The organism is Vreelandella neptunia (assembly GCF_034479615.1).
Taxonomy (GTDB): domain Bacteria; phylum Pseudomonadota; class Gammaproteobacteria; order Pseudomonadales; family Halomonadaceae; genus Vreelandella; species Vreelandella neptunia.
Genome location: NZ_CP140255.1, coordinates 4,597,087 through 4,614,885 on the forward strand (window position 1 = coordinate 4,597,087; position 17,799 = coordinate 4,614,885).

The 17,799-nt window shown below is 55.6% G+C and carries 21 protein-coding genes; 13 read left to right on the forward strand and 8 right to left on the reverse strand.

All coding sequences use genetic code 11. The features are described from left to right. Positions 1–84: 84 nt before the first annotated feature. Positions 85–1,095, forward strand: a complete 1,011-nt coding sequence (locus tag SR894_RS21205) for an XdhC family protein (protein ID WP_223288411.1) — start codon at positions 85–87, stop codon at positions 1,093–1,095. Further along, positions 1,085–1,690, forward strand: coding sequence for a nucleotidyltransferase family protein (locus SR894_RS21210; protein WP_133733611.1), 606 nt, complete (start codon positions 1,085–1,087; stop codon positions 1,688–1,690). Before SR894_RS21205 ends, SR894_RS21210 begins: the two co-directional genes overlap by 11 nt. Here SR894_RS21210 and SR894_RS21215 read toward each other — a convergent pair. Together SR894_RS21215 and SR894_RS21220 are read right to left on the reverse strand one after the other, a co-directional pair. Continuing rightward, positions 1,671–2,117, reverse strand: coding sequence for a DUF411 domain-containing protein (locus SR894_RS21215; RefSeq protein ID WP_223288410.1), 447 nt, complete (start codon positions 2,115–2,117; stop codon positions 1,671–1,673). The two genes, SR894_RS21210 and SR894_RS21215, sit on opposite strands and share 20 nt — an antisense overlap. Beyond that, positions 2,114–2,263: a hypothetical protein gene (locus SR894_RS21220; protein ID WP_223288409.1), complete on the reverse strand. Its 150-nt coding sequence runs from the start codon at positions 2,261–2,263 to the stop codon at positions 2,114–2,116. Before SR894_RS21220 ends, SR894_RS21215 begins: the two co-directional genes overlap by 4 nt. 219 nt (positions 2,264–2,482) lie before the next feature. Between SR894_RS21220 and SR894_RS21225 the strand changes: the two genes are divergently transcribed. The 6 genes from SR894_RS21225 (at position 2,483) to SR894_RS21250 (ending at position 8,753) form a co-directional block, all read left to right on the forward strand. Next, positions 2,483–2,986 (forward strand): cupredoxin domain-containing protein, encoded by a 504-nt coding sequence (locus SR894_RS21225; protein WP_223288408.1) that lies wholly within the window; start codon positions 2,483–2,485, stop codon positions 2,984–2,986. Between the two features lie 149 nt (positions 2,987–3,135). Then, the gene (locus tag SR894_RS21230; RefSeq protein WP_223288407.1) at positions 3,136–3,801 is read left to right on the forward strand and encodes a response regulator transcription factor; all 666 of its coding nucleotides are present in this window, start codon (positions 3,136–3,138) and stop codon (positions 3,799–3,801) included. Between the two features lie 85 nt (positions 3,802–3,886). Next, complete coding sequence (locus SR894_RS21235) at positions 3,887–5,122, forward strand: ATP-binding protein (protein WP_290279164.1); 1,236 nt, start codon at positions 3,887–3,889, stop codon at positions 5,120–5,122. Between the two features lie 69 nt (positions 5,123–5,191). Then, a complete protein-coding gene (locus SR894_RS21240; RefSeq protein WP_223288405.1) occupies positions 5,192–7,042 on the forward strand; it encodes a copper resistance system multicopper oxidase in 1,851 nt (616 codons plus the stop codon). Positions 7,043–7,051: 9 nt separating this feature from the next. Then, positions 7,052–7,816, forward strand: coding sequence for a copper resistance protein B (locus tag SR894_RS21245; protein WP_133733617.1), 765 nt, complete (start codon positions 7,052–7,054; stop codon positions 7,814–7,816). Positions 7,817–7,994: 178 nt separating this feature from the next. Then, a complete protein-coding gene (locus SR894_RS21250) occupies positions 7,995–8,753 on the forward strand; it encodes a glutaredoxin (protein ID WP_246638152.1) in 759 nt (252 codons plus the stop codon). A 78-nt stretch (positions 8,754–8,831) separates the two neighbouring features. On the opposite strand, the gene SR894_RS21255 is transcribed toward SR894_RS21250, so the two are convergent. Further along, entirely contained in the window at positions 8,832–9,221 is a 390-nt protein-coding gene (locus SR894_RS21255) for a DUF423 domain-containing protein (protein ID WP_133733618.1), read from the reverse strand. A gap of 137 nt (positions 9,222–9,358) precedes the next feature. Here SR894_RS21255 and thiS point away from each other — a divergent pair, with 137 nt between their 5' ends. Genes thiS through trmB form a run of 3 tightly spaced genes read left to right on the forward strand, consistent with a single transcriptional unit; the run spans position 9,359 to position 11,171 of the window. Further along, positions 9,359–9,565, forward strand: coding sequence for a sulfur carrier protein ThiS (thiS, locus tag SR894_RS21260; protein ID WP_088700159.1), 207 nt, complete (start codon positions 9,359–9,361; stop codon positions 9,563–9,565). Between the two features lie 10 nt (positions 9,566–9,575). Then, positions 9,576–10,385: a thiazole synthase gene (locus SR894_RS21265; protein WP_133733619.1), complete on the forward strand. Its 810-nt coding sequence runs from the start codon at positions 9,576–9,578 to the stop codon at positions 10,383–10,385. Positions 10,386–10,400: 15 nt separating this feature from the next. After that, positions 10,401–11,171, forward strand: coding sequence for a tRNA (guanosine(46)-N7)-methyltransferase TrmB (gene trmB / locus SR894_RS21270; RefSeq protein WP_133733620.1), 771 nt, complete (start codon positions 10,401–10,403; stop codon positions 11,169–11,171). Positions 11,172–11,235: 64 nt separating this feature from the next. Here the strand turns inward: trmB and SR894_RS21275 are convergent, their stop codons facing one another. The 4 genes from SR894_RS21275 to SR894_RS21290 form a co-directional block, all read right to left on the reverse strand. Continuing rightward, the gene (locus tag SR894_RS21275; RefSeq protein ID WP_223288404.1) at positions 11,236–11,838 is read right to left on the reverse strand and encodes a glutathione S-transferase N-terminal domain-containing protein; all 603 of its coding nucleotides are present in this window, start codon (positions 11,836–11,838) and stop codon (positions 11,236–11,238) included. A 54-nt stretch (positions 11,839–11,892) separates the two neighbouring features. Further along, on the reverse strand, positions 11,893–12,888 hold the full coding sequence (locus SR894_RS21280; protein WP_223288403.1) for a 2-hydroxyacid dehydrogenase: 996 nt from the start codon (positions 12,886–12,888) through the stop codon (positions 11,893–11,895). A 5-nt stretch (positions 12,889–12,893) separates the two neighbouring features. Continuing rightward, positions 12,894–13,805 carry an ectoine hydroxylase gene (gene thpD / locus SR894_RS21285; protein ID WP_223288402.1) on the reverse strand — a complete coding sequence of 304 codons (912 nt, stop codon included), beginning with the start codon at positions 13,803–13,805 and terminating at the stop codon, positions 12,894–12,896. A 747-nt stretch (positions 13,806–14,552) separates the two neighbouring features. Then, positions 14,553–15,467, reverse strand: a complete 915-nt coding sequence (locus SR894_RS21290) for an AEC family transporter (protein WP_223288401.1) — start codon at positions 15,465–15,467, stop codon at positions 14,553–14,555. Positions 15,468–15,573: 106 nt separating this feature from the next. Between SR894_RS21290 and SR894_RS21295 the strand changes: the two genes are divergently transcribed. Next, positions 15,574–16,077 (forward strand): hypothetical protein, encoded by a 504-nt coding sequence (locus SR894_RS21295; protein ID WP_166650434.1) that lies wholly within the window; start codon positions 15,574–15,576, stop codon positions 16,075–16,077. Between the two features lie 5 nt (positions 16,078–16,082). Next, complete coding sequence (locus SR894_RS21300) at positions 16,083–16,676, forward strand: SCO family protein (RefSeq protein ID WP_133733626.1); 594 nt, start codon at positions 16,083–16,085, stop codon at positions 16,674–16,676. 22 nt (positions 16,677–16,698) lie between these two features. Here the strand turns inward: SR894_RS21300 and SR894_RS21305 are convergent, their stop codons facing one another. Next, positions 16,699–17,796, reverse strand: coding sequence for an alpha/beta hydrolase family protein (locus SR894_RS21305; RefSeq protein ID WP_223288400.1), 1,098 nt, complete (start codon positions 17,794–17,796; stop codon positions 16,699–16,701). Between the last annotated feature and the right edge of the window lie 3 nt (positions 17,797–17,799).

Consider the following 17,799-nt stretch of genomic DNA (forward strand, 5'->3'; position numbering starts at 1 on the left):
CTGTTGCTACGCTAGGCTATAAGTCTTATGCCCACGCCAAAACAGGCAATGGATGCCGTTTGCTAACTATTGGAATCGTTATAAATGCAGCATTTGGATCGGCAAGTGATTGAGCAAGCGCTTAAGTGGTCGCAGCAAGGGGAAACGATTTGGCTGTGTACCGTGCTCGCCACATTTGGCTCTTCGCCACGCGCGCCGGGCTCGTGGATGGCCGTCAGCCAAGAGGGCAAGCACATCGGTTCGCTTTCGGGTGGCTGTGTAGAGGATGACTTTATAAAGCGTCTCGGCGAGGGAGAATATGATCGCCCAATTACGGTGACGCGCTATGGTGACCCCGACGATACTCAAGGCGCGCATATTGCGCTTCCCTGTGGCGGTGTTTTAGAAGTGTTGATTGAGCGTCTGCTCTCGACTGCTGACACGCAGGAGCACTTGGCCACCCTGCTAGCTACCCTCGATGGCCATCACCGTTTGATGCGTAACGTGAATTTATCCACGGGAGAACACTCCTTCAGTGAGGATGCCACGCTCGGCCCTCGGGTGGTTCGGCTGGATGGTCAACCCTACGATGAACAAGAACATGATCGGCAAGATGTTGTTCAAATGCGGATTGCTCCGGCCAGACGGCTCATTATTGCCGGTATTTCACCCATTTCCGCCCCTTGTGCGGCCTTTGCCGCTACTCTGGGGTTTGAAGTGATCGTCTGCGATCCAGACGAGGCGGCCTGCGCAGACTTTGCAGTGTCGGGCGTAACTGTCAAAGCATTACTGCCCTCGCTCTACATTGCCTCCGGCGCCTGCCATAGCGCAACGGCGGTTGTGGCGCTTACTCACGACCCGCGTATTGATGATTTAGCTATGATGGAGGCTGTACGCACGCCTGCTTTCTATATCGGCGTGATGGGCTCAAGGCGCACATCGACTGCGCGCGCTGAGCGGTTGATTCGGTCTGGGGGGTTAACCGAAGAGGAGGTCAGCCGCCTGCATATGCCGATTGGTCTCGCGCTGGGAAGCAAGACCCCGGCTGAGATTGCCCTCGCGGTTATGGCGGATATCGTGCGGGTGCAACACGGAAAAACTATCAATGAGCTCTAGCAACGTTGTCGCATTGGTCATGGCCGCCGGTTACTCGCGCCGGTTTGGTGAGCACGACAAGCGCTGCGCGTGCTTGGCTGATGGACGCACGATGTTAGCTGCCAGCGTCGCCAACGCAGAGCAAGCGTTTCCTCTGCTACGCGTAGCGATCCGCGAAGAGGACGACACAGATCTTTTAGGGCTTGCCGAAGGCACGCCGCTTATTCGCATTCGTCAGGCGCGCCTTGGGCTGGGTTCAAGTCTGGCCGAGGCGGTAACGGCGCTTAGCAATGATCCTCGCCTCTCGAACGTGGAAGCGGTGGCGATTTTATTGGGCGATATGCCCTACCTGCAGCGAGACACGCTATTCGCGCTACAGCAGCTAGCCACTCACGACACCATCGTGAGGCCCTGCTTCAAAGGCCAACCAGGCCATCCGGTTATATTCGGACGTTCACAATGGCCAGCCCTTCAAACGTTAAGCGGCGACGCCGGTGCCAAAGACATTATTCGTCGCCACACGGCACACTACCGAGAGTATGCCGTGCAGGACAACGGCACGCTTATCGATATCGACGTGCCGGAGGAGCACGGCATCACGGCGCCAGCGTCATGAACGGCTCATCTTGCTGGTCGCTAAACGCATAGACGTTGTAGGGCTCGTCCTGAGGCCCCGGCATACCCGGCGTGCCAATGGGCATACCGGCCAAGCCAATACCGTCAAGATCAGGCTGTTGCTCGAACAGCGCCTGCACGGCTTCCATCGGAACATGGCCTTCGATCCAATACTCGCCCATCTCGATGGTATGGCACGACCCCAGTCCGTAGGGCACGCCCGCCTGCTGCTTGACATCGCCTAGCTCTACGTCATCAATGATCGTTACTTCTACGCCGAGTTCTTCAAGATGGCGTGCATAACCGTCACAGCAGCCGCACTGGGGATTTTTATACAGTGTGGCCTCGTCAGGCAGTGCCGCATGGGCCGTGGTGGCCCCCAGAACCAGTGCGCCGGATAAAAATAGTGATGTCGTTAAACGGCTCATGCGTGGCCTCCTTGATGAGAACGACTAAAAAGATATTTAGTAAGCGACGCGATCCCAAGCCCCGCCAGCAATAAAAATGCGAGAGGCATTAACCAGCCTACCCAGCCCAAAGAGCTCATAAAGGCAAAACAGTCTGCGTTCATCATGGCAAAACTCCTACGAGCATTAAAGCAATGATACCAACATGCTTATTACACAACTGAAGCTTACAACCTATGTGTGACACGGAGGTCAAGTTAGCCAGCATGTTTAACAATGCTTTCTTGACGCAGGTCATTAGGCTCTGTCCGAAAACTCACGGTTCAGGCTCATTTCAGGTTCGCGCGATATAAGTAATGGGTAAATACCACTGCGAGGCAAACATAATGCGCACGAATTACCTGATGCTTGGCCTACTAACGGTATCGCTTAGTACCTTAACCTTCACAGCATGGGCCGCTGGTGAGCACGAGGACAGTCAGCACAGCGCTAGCAATGCCGAGGTTGACCGCACGATTAGCGTAGAAGCGGGTGATATGTGGTTTGATCCTGAAGCCATACAAGTCACCGCAGGTGAAACCATTCGGTTTGAAATTATCAATAATGGCAACCTTGAACACGAATTTGTAATAGGTGATAAAGCCGCCCAGGAAGAGCATCGGATAATGATGCAGGAAATGAGTGGCGGCCATGGTGACGCTCATGGCGGACACGGTGGCCACGACATGGCAGAAGGTGCGCACGGCGGGCAGATGCCATCTATCACCATTGGGGCAGGTGAGACCAAAACACTGGTGTGGACAGCCCCCTCGAACGTTGAGAGTCTGGAGTACGCCTGTAATATCCCTGGCCATTATGAATCAGGGATGTATGGTGATATTAATTTCTAACGCGATATAACCTATGAAACCTCTGATTAACTATTGCGCTTGGCCATACTGCGTTAAAAATCATCTCAAAATGCTCATTTACAACCCCGCTTTTTCGTTGATTTTTGCCTTGTCTGGCCTGCGCTCATCACATTAATCAGAGGCTCCCTATGAAACTGTTGCTTTTAGAAGACGATGACCTATTAGCTGAAAGTTTGGCTGAAAGTCTGAAAGACAACGGTTACCTCGTCGACGTAGCCGACACCGTTAAGTCGGCTACGTCGTTCATGGCAACCGAGGAGTACGAGCTTGCCATCCTAGATATTGGATTACCCGATGGTTCGGGTCTTGAGCTAATCACGCGTTGGCGCAAGCAAAAACGCCCGACCCCGGTTCTGATACTCACCGCGCGCGACACCTGGGAAGACAAGGTCATTGGCTTGGAAACAGGGGCTGACGACTACCTCACCAAACCCTTTCACGAAGCCGAACTGATGGCGCGTTTAAAGGCCCTGCTACGCAGGCACTCTGGCCAATTATCCCAAGTCATCACTCTCAACGGGGTGTCCTTGGATGAAGCGGGCCAGCGTGTTTGTAGCGAAGGGACAACATGGCGTTCGCTTACCGCCACCGAGTTTCGACTACTACGCTACCTGATGCTCCACCCTGACCGTATTCACTCCAAGGAGCGATTGCTGGAACAGCTTTACGCGTTGGAGCAAGACGCTGCCGCACCCAACTTGGTAGAGGTATACGTGGCTCGTTTGCGCCGTTATCTTGGCAAATCGATTATCCAGACACGCCGCGGCCAGGGGTACGTTTTTGTTTCACGTTAATAAACGTAGCTTAAGGTTTCGCCTGCTAGCTTGGCTGGGAGGCGTTGCGCTCTTAGTCGTGGGTTTGACATGGTTGCTGCACGGCGTGTTTTTGCAAAATCTTGCTAAGGAGTTTCTCGGTGAACGCCTCAAGCGTGAAGCCGAACACGCAGTATCGCAGTTGGAAAATGACCAGTTAGCCATACCCTCTTCGCTCACATCGGCGAGTCAAAGTTATCAGGTTTTTCACCACCTTTATGTGCTGCGACTTAATGGTGAGATCAGCGCCTCACACCCCGAATGGCAACGTCAGCTAGCAACCTTACTTGAGGAAGCTGGTGATTCGCTAGTCGAGGTAAAGCGCGGCGAGCGCCACTTACTGGTGTATCGCCAGCAACTCGAGTGGCAAGGCACCAACGGCGTATTGTTAATCGGTGAAGATTTTTCTCAGGTAGAAAAAGGTTTAGCCACTTTGCACTGGTGGGTAGGTGGCATTGCGGCAGGCCTGCTATCGGTGCTGGTGGCACTCAACATGCTGGCCGTTAATCGTGGCCTGAAGCCATTATGGCAACTGCGACAACAGCTTGAAGAGCTCCAGTCTGGAGAGCGTCAACGGCTTTCTCTTGCAGCCCCCGCAGAGCTTGATGGCTTGGTCGCACAACTCAATCGCTTTATGGATGACATCGACTTGCGATTGCAGCGCTCACGAGAGTCGGTAGCCAACCTTTCTCATGCGCTTAAGACACCTTTGGCGGCGATCACCCAAGTACTTAGAGGCGGCAGACCCATTGATGAAAGCCGCCGCCACAAGGTACTGATGCGATTGGAGGATATCAACGCTCAGTTAGATGCCGAGCTTCGCCGCGCGCGTATTGCTGGCCCCCATGCAGGGCGCATGACCCACCTCGCCCGCGACAGCCAGCGCCTGATGGTTATGTTTCAGAGCCTCTATCCTCAGCAGGTGTTCGAGCTAACGCAAGCAGTTAATCAGCGCGACCAAGTGCCTATCGACGCCCACGATTACGCCGAAATGCTGGGCATTGTGTTGGATAACGCAGGCAAATGGGCCACCAACGCGATTCGTTGCCATATCAGCACTTCTGAGCTCGCTCTAACACTAACGATTGACGACGACGGCCCCGGCGTTGCTGAAAGCGATATAGCGCGCTTGGGCGAGCGCGGCACCCGGCTGGATGAACGCCGTCCTGGTTACGGCCTGGGGCTTTCCATACTTGCGCAGCTAGTGGCGCGTTACGCAGGACACTGCCAGTTCGAACGCAGCCCGTTGGGTGGTCTGCGGGTAACCACCACGCTGCCACTAAGGGGTATTAACGCCGCATAGCGTCTTTTTCAGCATTGATTCAGCTTGCTCCCCCAAGATGATGAAATTCATCAGCGATGGGAGCTTTATATGACGCGTTCGAATTTTATCACCCACCCGCTTTCACGCCGCCAGGTGCTGAAAGGCAGTGCGGCGCTGGGGTTGGGCTCTGCCGCTGCCATGGGTTTGAGCCCCGCCTGGGCCAACCCCTGGGGGCGTACAAACGTCTATTCCAAGGGCGTGGAAGAAGGCCCGGAGGTATCGCTGGCCATCCGGCGTGAGTCCATTTCTATTGATGGCCAGGAGACCAGCGCTTTTAGCATCAACGGTACTAGCCCCGGCCCGTTGATTCGCCTAAAGGAAGGGCAGGACGCGGTGCTACGCGTTACCAACCTACTTAATGAATCCACCTCCATTCATTGGCACGGCTTGATTCTGCCACCGGAAATGGATGGAGTACCGGGGGTCAGCTTTGCCGGTATCGCGCCCGGTGAAACCTTCACCTACCGCTTCCCTGTGCGCCAGAACGGCACCTACTGGTACCACAGCCACTCAGGTATGCAGGAGCAGCTAGGCCACGTGGGGCCGCTGATTATCGACGCTGACGAGCGCGAGCCTTTCCGCTATGACCGCGAACACGTGCCGCTGCTGACGGACTGGACGTTTGAAGACCCCATGTCGGTATTTCGCAATCTGAAAACCATGGAGGGTTATTACAACTTTCAGGAACGCACGGTTGCCGATTTCTTTGCCGATGTACGGCAAAATGGTTTAGCCCCCACCGTCGAGATGCGCGGCATGTGGGCCAAAATGCGCATGAGCTCACGGGATATTGCCGACGTTACCGGCAGTACCTACACCTACCTGCTCAACGGCCACTCCCCAGAGGAAAACTGGAACGCCCTGTTCAAGCCGGGTGAGCGTGTTCGGCTACGAGTGATCAATGGCTCGGCGATGTCCTACTTCGATGTACGTATACCCGGCCTCAAAATGACCGTAGTAGCCGCCGACGGCCAACCGGTTCAGCCCGTCCCTGTCGATGAGTTCCGTATCGGTGTTGCCGAAACCTACGACGTCTTGGTGTCACCCGAAGACGATCAAGCCTACACCATCTTTGCCGAATCCATGGATCGCAGCGGCTACGCTCGTGCCACCCTAGCCCCGCGTGAAGGCATGCAGGCGGAGATTCCTGACCGTCGCCAAATTGCTGACCGCGGTATGGAAGCCATGGGTGCCCATGGCATGGGCGGCATGGATCACTCCACTATGGAGGGCATGGATCATTCGGGTATGTCGAACATGCAGGGCATGGATCACTCGGGCATGTCCAATATGGACGATATGGATCATTCCAACATGGAAGGCATGGATCATTCAGCTATGTCGGGTATGAGTGGCATGGAACACCCCACTGGTATGACCGGAGAGCAGCACAACGCACTCGCAAGCGGCATGCTGGCGTCTGGTGAAGCCCAGCCGGGCTCGCGCTATGGTCAAGTGGGCATAGGTATTGATCCCAACGAGCGCCGTGTACTGGTTTACCAAGACTTGAAAGCCTTCACTCCTTGGCCCGACCGCCGCGAGCCTGGACGCGAGCTTGAACTGCACCTCACCGGCAACATGGAGCGCTACATGTGGTCGTTCGACGGCCAAAAATTCAGCGAGGTCTCCGGCCCCATCCACTTCGAAAAGGGCGAGCGCCTACGCCTGATCCTGGTCAACGACACCATGATGGAACACCCCATTCACCTGCACGGTATGTGGATGGAGCTGGAAAACGGTCAGGGGGAGCTGATTCCGCGCAAGCACACCCTGAACGTTAAGCCCGGCGAGCGGGTTTCGGCGCTGATCACGGCAGATGCCGAAGGCAGTTGGGCCTTCCATTGCCATCTGCTTTATCACATGGATGCCGGAATGTTCCGCGTTGTTCAGGTTTCTTAAGGAGGCAGTATGAAAGCCAAGCTCTACTTCACTGGCATTAGCTTAGCGTTTGTCATAACCACCGCTGCCCATGCGGAAGATGGTTACGATGCGCCGAAAGATTGGCCAGCCCCGATGATGGAACACAATATGGGTATGGCGCTCTTTGATCGTCTTGAATATAGCGTGCCCGATAACGGCGAAGAGGCCGTTGTGTGGGACTTTCAAGGCTGGTACGGCGGCGATGTTAACCGTGTATACCTCAAGTCGGAAGGCGAGAACGTCCAGGGCGACGGCGAGGATGCCGAGTTCGAATCCCTTGAACTGCTCTACAGTCGCCTGGTTGCCGACTTTTGGGAGTTACAGGGCGGCGTGGGTTACCAGGGTGGCGTATTTTCCGATGACCACGCCGAGCGCACCTATGCCGTGGTAGGCCTGCAAGGGGTGATGCCCTACGGCATCGAAACCGATGTCGCCCTAAAGCTGAGCGATGACGGCGACCTGGCCGCCAGCTTTGAGGGCGAATACGACCTGCGCCTGACGCAACGCCTTTATCTGCAGCCACGTACTGAAATAGCCGTTGCTGCCAGCGAAGTCGAGGAGTTTGGTGTCGGCGAGGGGCTAAACTCAGTGCGTGTGGGTATGCGTCTCGGCTATGAAGTGTCCCGCCGCTTCGCTCCGTACGTGGGCGCTTACTGGGTAAAAGAGTATGGCGATACCGCCGACCTTTCGCGTGCTAGTGGGAATAGTAGCGAAGATGCCGGTGTGGTTGCAGGTGTCAGGTTAATGTTTTAAATCGTTAAGCACTGCGCCACCGGAAGGTGGCGTTTTTTTGTACAACGATGCCTGTGGTTCCCAGGCACCTACACTGCTTGGACAAACTAGTGAGAACCGCCCATTTGACCTAAAGGTGGCACATAGGTTCTAGGCTAATAGGTAAGCAATATCGAGTTAATGAATAAACAAGAGGCTAATGATGGTATCAACCACGCACTCTACTGCTCGCGTTTATCGGATGAAAACAGCGGAGCACATGTGTCCGTTCGGCTTAAAAACCGTCGACCTGCTCAAGCGCAAAGGCTACGAGGTGGACGACAACCTGCTGACCTCACGGGAAGAAATTGACGCGTTTAAACAGCAGGAAAACGTCGACACGACGCCGCAGGTATATCTGGGCGATGAACGTATTGGCGGCTATGAAGAGCTGCGTAAGCACCTGGGCATGAGCGTTCCTGATCCAAAGGCCACCACCTATCGCCCCGTGCTGGCGATTTTTGCCACCGCACTGCTCGTCGGTTTTGCCGTCAGTTGGGCGGCGCAGGGCACGCTATTCACTGCACGTATGCCGGAGTACGCCGTCGCCACGGCGATGGTGCTCCTGGGTTTGCAAAAGCTGCAGGATGTAGAAAGCTTTAGCACCATGTTTCTCAACTATGACCTGCTCGCCCAGCGCCACGTCCCCTACAGTTACGTTTACCCCTACGCCGAGACACTTGCGGGGCTGCTGATGTTGGCGGGCACGCTTATCTGGCTGGCCGCACCACTGGCGCTATTCGTCGGCACCGTGGGGGCTGTTTCGGTATTTAAGGCGGTATATATCGACAAACGTGAGCTCAAATGCGCCTGCGTGGGTGGCAACAGCAACGTACCGCTAGGCTTTGTGTCACTCACCGAAAACCTCGTAATGATGGGTATGGGGCTGTGGATGCCGCTGCGGATGATGCTTGGATAAACACCCCCAGGTTCTTTGGTGCTCATCGCAGCTGGCGTAGAAAGGGCGACGCTATTATTGCTTGGCAACGCCTTACGGCTACGTATGACGGCGCTGCGCTAGCAGGGCTACCGCTCCAAGCGCCAACCAACCGGCCATCAACAGTAGCCCGCCAATGGGGGTGACAATGCCAAGGTTCAGCCCCGCCAGCGCCATCAAGTAGAGCGAGCCTGAAAAACACGACATGCCAAGCGCCCACAGCGCCAGCACCCAGCGTTGTCCGGCAAGCGGCTGCACTTGGCGCCATACCAGCACGATCATGACGGCAAGCGTGTGCCAGGCCTGATAGCGCACTCCGGTTTCAACCGCACTCACCATCGCTTCTGTGGTGCGCGCCGCCAGGCCATGGGCGGCATAGGCACCTAGCATTACCATCATCGCGCCCGATAGCGCCGCGATACACCACCACACTTTATCTGTTCGTTGCACGCTGCTCTCCTACGCCTATTGTGGGTGGCATCCATCGCGCTGATTGCACCTACGGCTTACCTTGCACGGTGCGAAACCGCTACAATAGAGAATGCCTTAGAGAACGAACTACCACGACGAATGAGACACGCCTATCTATGTCTATCCAGATACGTCTAAACGGCGAACCCCATACGCTGTCGACCGGCCTAACCGCCGCTGACTTAGTTGAACAGCTGGGCCTTAGCGGTCGTCGTATCGCCGTCGAAATTAACGAAGAGATCGTCCCCCGCAGCCAACACGCCGACACCCGCCTGGTCGATGGTGACCAAGTGGAAGTGGTTCACGCGATTGGCGGCGGCTAAAGGAAACACTATGACCCAACAAACGCATGTAGCGCTAGCCGATACCCCGCTAACCATCGCCGGACGCGATTTTCACTCGCGCCTGCTGGTGGGCACTGGCAAGTACAAAGACTTTACCGAAACCGGCGCCGCCATTGCCCAAAGCGGCGCTGAAATCGTGACCTTTGCGGTACGCCGTACTAATTTAGGCCAGGACGCCGATGCGCCCAACCTGTTAGACGTTATTTCCCCCGAACGCTACACCCTGCTGCCCAACACCGCCGGCTGCTACAACGCTAAAGATGCGGTGCGCACCTGCCGCCTGGCCCGGGAACTGCTCGACGGTCACAATCTGGTCAAGCTGGAAGTGCTCGGCGACGATCACACGCTTTACCCAAACGTGGTCGAGACGCTAAAAGCCGCTGAAACGCTGCTCGCCGACGGCTTTGACGTCATGGTGTACACCAGCGACGACCCTATTGTGGCACGCGAACTAGAAGCCATGGGCTGCTGCGCCATCATGCCGCTGGGCTCGCTGATTGGCTCGGGCCACGGCATTCAGAACCCACACAACGTGCGCCTGATTGTTGAACAGAGCAAGGTACCGGTACTAGTGGATGCGGGCATTGGCACCGCATCGGATGCTGCTATGGCGATGGAGCTGGGCTGTGACGGCGTACTGCTCAATACGGCCATTGCCCACGCCCGCGAGCCGCTACGCATGGCCAACGCTATGAAGCTGGCCGTGGAAGCCGGGCGCGATGCGTTTTTAGCTGGCCGTATGCCGCGCCGCCAATCCGCCGATCCTTCTTCACCTTTCGCTGGCCGTATTAACGGTTAATTGATTCGAGACCCCATGACTGAACCCAACGATACCGTACCCGAAAGTCACACCGCGCCCGAAAGCAACACCACCACAGGCCCGGAAGGTACGGATGCACCGCTGCACCGCCGCGGCATTAAAAGCTACGTGATCCGCGCGGGTCGTATGACCCAGGCCCAGAACCGGGGCTTAGAAGACATCTGGCCGCGTTTTGGCCTGACCATCGCCGACGGTCGTCAAGACTTGGACGCCCTGTTTGGCCGTAAGGCACCGCGGGTCGTAGAAATCGGCTTTGGCATGGGTAACTCGCTGATAGAACAGGCCGAGACTCATCCAGACACCGACTTTATCGGCATTGAAGTCCACGCCCCCGGTGTTGGCAAGCTGTTGGATGAAGTCGATAAACGCGGCCTGACCAATCTCCGCGTTTACCGGGAAGACGCCCTGGCGGTGCTGGAGCAGTGCCTGCCCGAAGGCTCGCTAACCACGCTGCAGCTGTTCTTCCCCGACCCCTGGCCGAAGAAGAAGCATCACAAACGGCGCATCGTGCAGCCTGCCTTTGTTGAGCTGATCCGCACTCGCCTGATGCCCGGCGGCACCTTCCATATGGCCACCGACTGGGAAGCCTACGCAGAGTGGATGGCCGAGGTAATGGAAGCGGCCCCCGGTTATGCCAATACCGCCAGCGCGGAAACCGCACCGTACGTGCCACGCCCGGCGTTCCGCCCGCTAACCAAGTTTGAAGCCCGGGGCGAAAAACTGGGTCACGGGGTTTGGGATTTGATCTATCGCCGGGAGGGGTGAATCTACGGGCTGTCTCCACCTCGCGATGGCCTAGTCTTTATGCGCTATCTGAAATAGTGGGTTCCTACTCAAATTCAGTTAGCGCAAAGCTCTCGCCCTCCACCACCTTCGCCTGCCAGGCATGTAGCGTCGGGTAGCGGTTTTGCCAATCAAAGGCCGGTAGGCGAAAGCTGATATACGCCAGCGCCACGGCAACGGTAATCGCCCCCAGGGTGCGCTGGGCACTGCCTGCCAGCACGCTGGGGTGGGCATTAAGTGTTATCAGGGTGCGTTCGATCGCTTTTAAACGGCGCTGCCCCAACAGCGTCGTATCCACTTCGTGGCCACTATGTTTGCGGCCGATCACCACGTTAAAGGCGGTGTCCATCAAGCCCTGCCCCAACCCTGCCAGCGCCAGGGTTTCCGCTAATGTTTTACTGGGCATCAGAGACGGCCCTTCGCCCACTGTATCCAGATAGTGAGCAATCAACAGCGACTCGGTAAGCACATCACCCTCGTCGGTTACCAGCGTTGGAATACGGCTAAGCGGCGTAATCTGCAACAGTTCGCTATCCGCCGCCCAAGGGTCGCACCAGCAAAGCTCGGTGCGCTCGATCAGCTGCTTTTCATAGAGACACACGCGCACAACGCGTGCATAGGGAGAAGAGGTATTTAAATAGAGCTGCATGGGGCGGTCTCCTGATTATTTTAAAGTGTATGCACTAGCAGCTTAAAGTTATATTTACTTGGCGCTAACCACCCGATGCATGGTGCCACTTCCACTTTCAAAAGCGTCGATGTTCGCCAGCGTGGTCTCGGCGATATTGGTCAGCGCCTCGGCAGTGAAGAAAGCCTGATGACCGGTGATCAGTACATTATGGAAGGTCGTTAGGCGCATAAACTGATCGTCGTCAATCACGCCCTGGGAGAGGTCTTCAAAGAACAGCTGCTCTTCCTCTTCGTAAACATCCAACCCTAAGCGGCCAATTTTGCCACTTTTCAGGCCTGCTATCACAGCTTGGGTATCGACCACCCTTCCGCGGCCGGTATTGATCAGCATGACGCCTTCCTTCATTTGCGCGATGGCGTCAGCATTAATCAAATGGTGAGTCTCAGGCGTCAACGGGCAGTGCAGCGAGATAATGTCGGCGCTGGCAAATAGCGTTGCTAGCGGCACGTACTCAACAAAGGATTTAGCAGCCGGGCTGGGAAACGGGTCGCTGGCCACTACCCGGCAACCAAAGCCGTGCATAATATCGGCAAAAATCAGCCCGATATGCCCAGTGCCAATAACGCCCACCGTTTTACCATGCAGATCGAATCCCAGCAGGCCATCCAGGGCAAAATTGCCCTCCCGCACCCGGTTGTAGGCGCGATAAGTCATGCGATTAAGGCTTAGCACTAGGGCGACCGCGTGTTCTGCCACTGCGTGGGGGGAATAGGCGGGCACCCGTACCACCGTAATGCCCAACCGTTCGGCGGTAGCTAAATCAACATGATTAAAGCCCGCCGAACGCAGCGCCACTAATCTTGTGCCACCGTTATGCAGTTGCTCTAACACGGTGGCATCAAGGCAGTCATTAACAAAGGCGCAAACCGCATCAAAGCCGTTAGCCAAAGGGGCCGTATCAGCCGTTAGACGCGCCTCCAAAAAGCTCAAGGAGTGACGCTCCCCTGCGTTAGCGCGAGTAATAAAAGTGCGATCGTAGGGTTTAGCGCTGAATACGGCGATGCGCATTGGCATTACTCATTAAGCGGTTTAAGCGGCTCCCATTCCGAACGATTGGCCAGAAACTCAGGCCTCGGTCGATTGCCGCAGTAAGGGTCGTGTAGCGTGTTTTCAACGCTATTGTAAACAAAGAACAGATTACTTCTCGGCCAGCAAGACATATTTATGTTCGAGCCGTGCATGGTATTGCATTCAAAGATCACCAGCGATCCGGCGGGCCCCTTAGGCGCCTCGATATCGTTTTCTAACATTAGCTCGCGAAGGCTACTGGCTGGGGGCACGCCTACCTCTTGGCTTTTTAGCGACTCTTTATAGTTATTTTCCGGCGTTCGTCCCACACAGGGAACAAAGTACTGATGCGAACCGGGGATTAGCATGAGTGGACCGTTAAACTCCCCGTTGTCAGTGAGTACTATGGAGCAACTTAACGCACGCATACGCGGCATGCCATCTTCGCTATGCCATGTTTCAAAGTCGGAGTGCCACTCAAAACCTTTGCCTTTGAAGCCTGGCTTATAGTTAATGCGTGACTGGTGGATATACACATCGCTGCCCAGCAGTTGCTTGACGATCGCTAACAATTTGGGATCTTGGGTCAAGCGCTGAAAACGTTTTGAAACATCATGAATGCCAAAAACGGTGCGTATCTCTTCACGTCCTGGCTCAAGGATAGTGCCTTCTGAGAGCTTGAGATCAGCATCGTCTTCATACTCACGCAGCTCTTGAAGAAAAGCCTGCATATCATCGGCGTCAAAAAAGCCTTCAAATGACAGAAACCCCTTTTTCTCGTACTCATCAATTTCTGACTTGCTCAAAGGGCCATTCGCAAGCTGTGATTCATCGCCATATACCACGGGATCAATACGCTTAAACATTCCCAACTTTCGTTCCAAGCGAGTCGGGAAAAGATCTTGTGTATCGCTCATAGCAAACTCCTCCGTTAGTGTGCTTATTAATAAACGCCTTTAAACGCTACTTATAAAACGTAGACGCCAAAGCGCCCCCAAGCAATGACACATGTCATCCTGCGTCGCTACAGCGGTTTTTGTATTAAAAATATAAGCGGCTAAGCGCATACACGTAGCCAAAAATCGGTAAGCGTAGAGAGCGGGGAAGGTTAGTAGACGCAAAAAAGAAAGCCGCTCCAAGGGAGCGGCAAAAAGACCGTGACTAGCAATGAGAGGGAGAAACCATGACAGGAAACTGGCGGTTTCTGTCGTGGTTGCCAACGTCTCATTAAACGCTGACAACCACAATGTAATAGTTCTCATTTACCGCGTCAATACAAATACGAATATTTTTTATTTACTTTTGATCATAGCAACCTCGCGCCTCTATCTGCACTGTTTCCCAGCGAACAGCGCTGGTTTAACTGACACGCGAGGCAGACAAACACTCAATGAGCGTTTGCACAGATCCTCATTGCGATTGACACAAGATTATAAAAAGAGGGATCCACAAAAAAAGAAAGCCGCTCCATTGGAGCGGCAAAAAGACCGTGACTAGCAATGAGAGGGAGAAACCATGACAGAAAATTGGCGCTGATTCTGAAACCAACAGCTGTCCTGGTTGCCAGCGTCTCATCAAACGCTGACAACCACACTGTAATAGTTCTCATTTACACCGTCAACATAAATACGAATATTTTTTATTTAGCTTTCCCAGCCCCACTCTTAGCTAACCAACTGCAGCCACAGCGGGAGGGTGAGCATGGCCAGTAGGGTTTGGCCAGTAATGATCGCGGCCATCAGCTCGGCATCGCCGCCCAGCTGGCGGGCTAGGATATACGCAGAGGTGGCGGTGGGCAGTGCTGCAAACAGTAGCGCTACGTCGCGGCTTACGGGATCCAGCTGCAAGATCCAAGTGAGTGCCAATACCAGCGCGGGCATGAGCAGCAGTTTAACGCTATTGGTGGCCAGTAAGCCGCGGTCAATGCGCAGCAGTGCCGCTGGGCGCAGCGCCACACCCACGGCCACCAACCCCAACGGCAGCGCCGCACGCCCCAGTAGCTCTACCGTATCCTGACTCCAGCCCGGCAAACCAACGCCCGAAAGGTTCAGGGCGATACCCGCTAGGCAGGCTAGAATCAGCGGGTTTTTAATCAACGCCATGGCACTTTTACCTACGCTAGCACCGCCGAGTGTGCCAGCGGCGACAAAGCTGGCCACGCACATCACATTAACCACCGGCACCATTAGCGCCACAGCGACGGCTGCGGTGGTCGCGCCTAAGCTGCCGTGTAGCGCGGCGGCGCCAGCAACGCCCACATAGGTATTAAAACGTACCGCGCCTTGAAATACCGACGTAAACGCCGCGGGCGTTAGCTGTAGCCAGCCACGCAAACGCCACAGCAGTAAGCCAAACAGCGCCATCGCGCCCAACAGCACCAGCGCCAAGCGGCCGACCGGCACTTGGTTTACATCCGCAGTGGCCAAGGTGCCCACCAGCATGGCCGGAAACAGCACAAAGTAGATCAGCCGCTCCATATGCGGCCAAAAGGTGTCGCTGGGCCAGCGCCAATAGCCAAGCACGGCGCCCAGTAAGATCAACAGAAATAGTGGGCCTAAGGCACCAGTGATACTCTCCATTTACGTCCCTTTTGCCTGCGACATCCCAGCACAGCGATATCGGCGCGATTGCTGTTACCATGGCAATGATTCCCCGCCCCACGGCTTGCGTAGCGATTATTCTGCCATGAAGATGACATCAAAACCTGCACACCCGGCGGGCTTTCCCGCCTTAAGGGTACTGATACTGGTCACTGGCTTGGCGCTAGCGGCCTGCGCGTGGTATGCCTTTTCACATTGGCTACACCGCGACAGTGATGTGACATGGTTTCCCCCCACTTCAAGCTGCAACCTGCATGCAGAGCCCTGCTCTGCCACTTTGGGCGATAAGGGCCGCATCACGCTCGCGGTTCAAGCAAATGGGCAAATCGATGCACTGGAGATATTACCACTGGAAGTAGAAGTCGATGGTGTAACGGCCACCCAGGTCGAAGTAGATTTTATTGGTCGAGATATGGATTTGGGGCTACATCGTTTTGCCCTTAGCGCAGGTGCTCCCGGCCATTTTGAAGGTCAAGGCCAAGTGGGCATTTGCACTCAAAACGTTATGCCCTGGCGTGCACGTGTCATACTGGAAACCGCAGAAGGCAAGGTAGGCAGTTGGTTCGATTTTGACGTAATTCGGAGTTAACGCATATGGCAAGGAAACCGTTATGGCTAGGCGCGGCGTTGGTCGCGGTTTTGCTGGTGGTCAGCGGCATAGGCCTCTATCAGTATGCCTTCGCCCCCCAAGAGGGCGAACCGGTAGGAGGCCCAGTTGAACTGCCCTCTACACAGGGTGATTTCTCGTTAACCCAGTTAGACGACGATCAAGTCGCGATTCTTTCCTTTGGCTACACCTACTGCCCCGATATTTGTCCCATGACCCAGTCGGTTAAGCGTCAAGCCCTGTCCCAACTCTCCGAAGAGCAGCGCGAGCGGGTAGTGCCAGTGATGATTACCGTTGACCCCGAACGCGACACTATCGCGCGCATGCAGGAGTACATGGGCTTTTTCGGCGAGGAGTTTATCGGCGCGGTAGGCAGCCAGGAACAGCTTGAAGATGTCGCCTCACGCTATGGGGTGATATGGCGGAAAGTCGAAGCGCCGGATTCCGCAATGGACTACACCATTGATCACAGCGCCTCGCTCTTTTTGGTTAATCGCGAGGGCGATATTCTTCAGCGAGTGCTCTACTCACCGACCCCGCATGGGTTAGTTTCCGCATTAGAGAGCGAACTAGACGGTTAAGCGCAGTTTCTTCTTAATCGGCTTATTCGGGTGCCGCCTGTAAACGATCCAGCATCGCCAGCAGCGCGCCAATCTGGGTACCGCTACGGGTATCGTGCTGCGGGCTTAACTGCCAGGTACTTTCAGCAAATCCCCACCAATCCCAGCAGCCCTGCGGGTTCGCCATACTGCTTTCTGCCTGAGGATAGAGGACGATTTGCTGATGCGCTGCCGCCCAGGCATTGAGCCCGGTGTAGCGTATAAACGTATCGCCAATGGCTTCTGCATTCATTTGGCAGCCGTGGAGCGCCAGCGTTACCGTGCACTCGCCCGCTTCGCAGCCTTCGGGTATAAACACATAGCCGGTGTCGGCTAGGCCTTTTACCGCAAATTCAGACTGATCAAACGCGACGAGTTCACCACCTTGCTCACCCTCTTGTTCGCTACTACGCACACCAGCACCAGAGACTTCCCGTTCGGGGTAGAGCCAATCCAGCATTTCTCCGGCAATATTGTCATCGCAGGATAATAGGAAACTGCCGCCCCCCTGACGACAATCGCCCCACTCCTGAGGCCCGGGTGCGGCTTCACTGGGCAACCGTATCGGCCAGCCATGTCCCGCATTGTCACTGCGCGCAACGCGTAGCTGATCAGGCGAAGCAAGCCACTGCTGCCACTGCTCAGCAAGCAGGTCGCCGAGCTGTGGCTCAACCACTTCATCCTCTTCGCCGTGCCATAAGTAGGCCCTAAGCTGGCTAAGCGCCTCAGCGCTGCCAACCTGTTCAAGCTCAATATAGCGCTGGTGGCGAGCCTCCAATTCATCTAGCGAAGGCAAGCCACGGCGGGTCATCATGCACTGGTTAAGCGCCAAACTGAGCGAGCCCTGGGCGCAGCTCCAGGGCCCTGCTGCCAGTACACCTAGGCCACTAAACCGCTCGGGCCAAGCTACCGCTAGCTGGGTCGCCATATAACCACCCGACGATACCCCCACTACGCTGGCCTGCTCACTCGCAGCACTCAGGGCGGGCAAATCCTCAGGCTCACTGTCCGTCTCGGCCTGAGCTAGCAGCGGCGTGCAAAGACCTAAGCAAACCAGTGCCTGGGCGAGAGAATGCAGGCTAGAAGTGGGGTGTGAGATCATCGC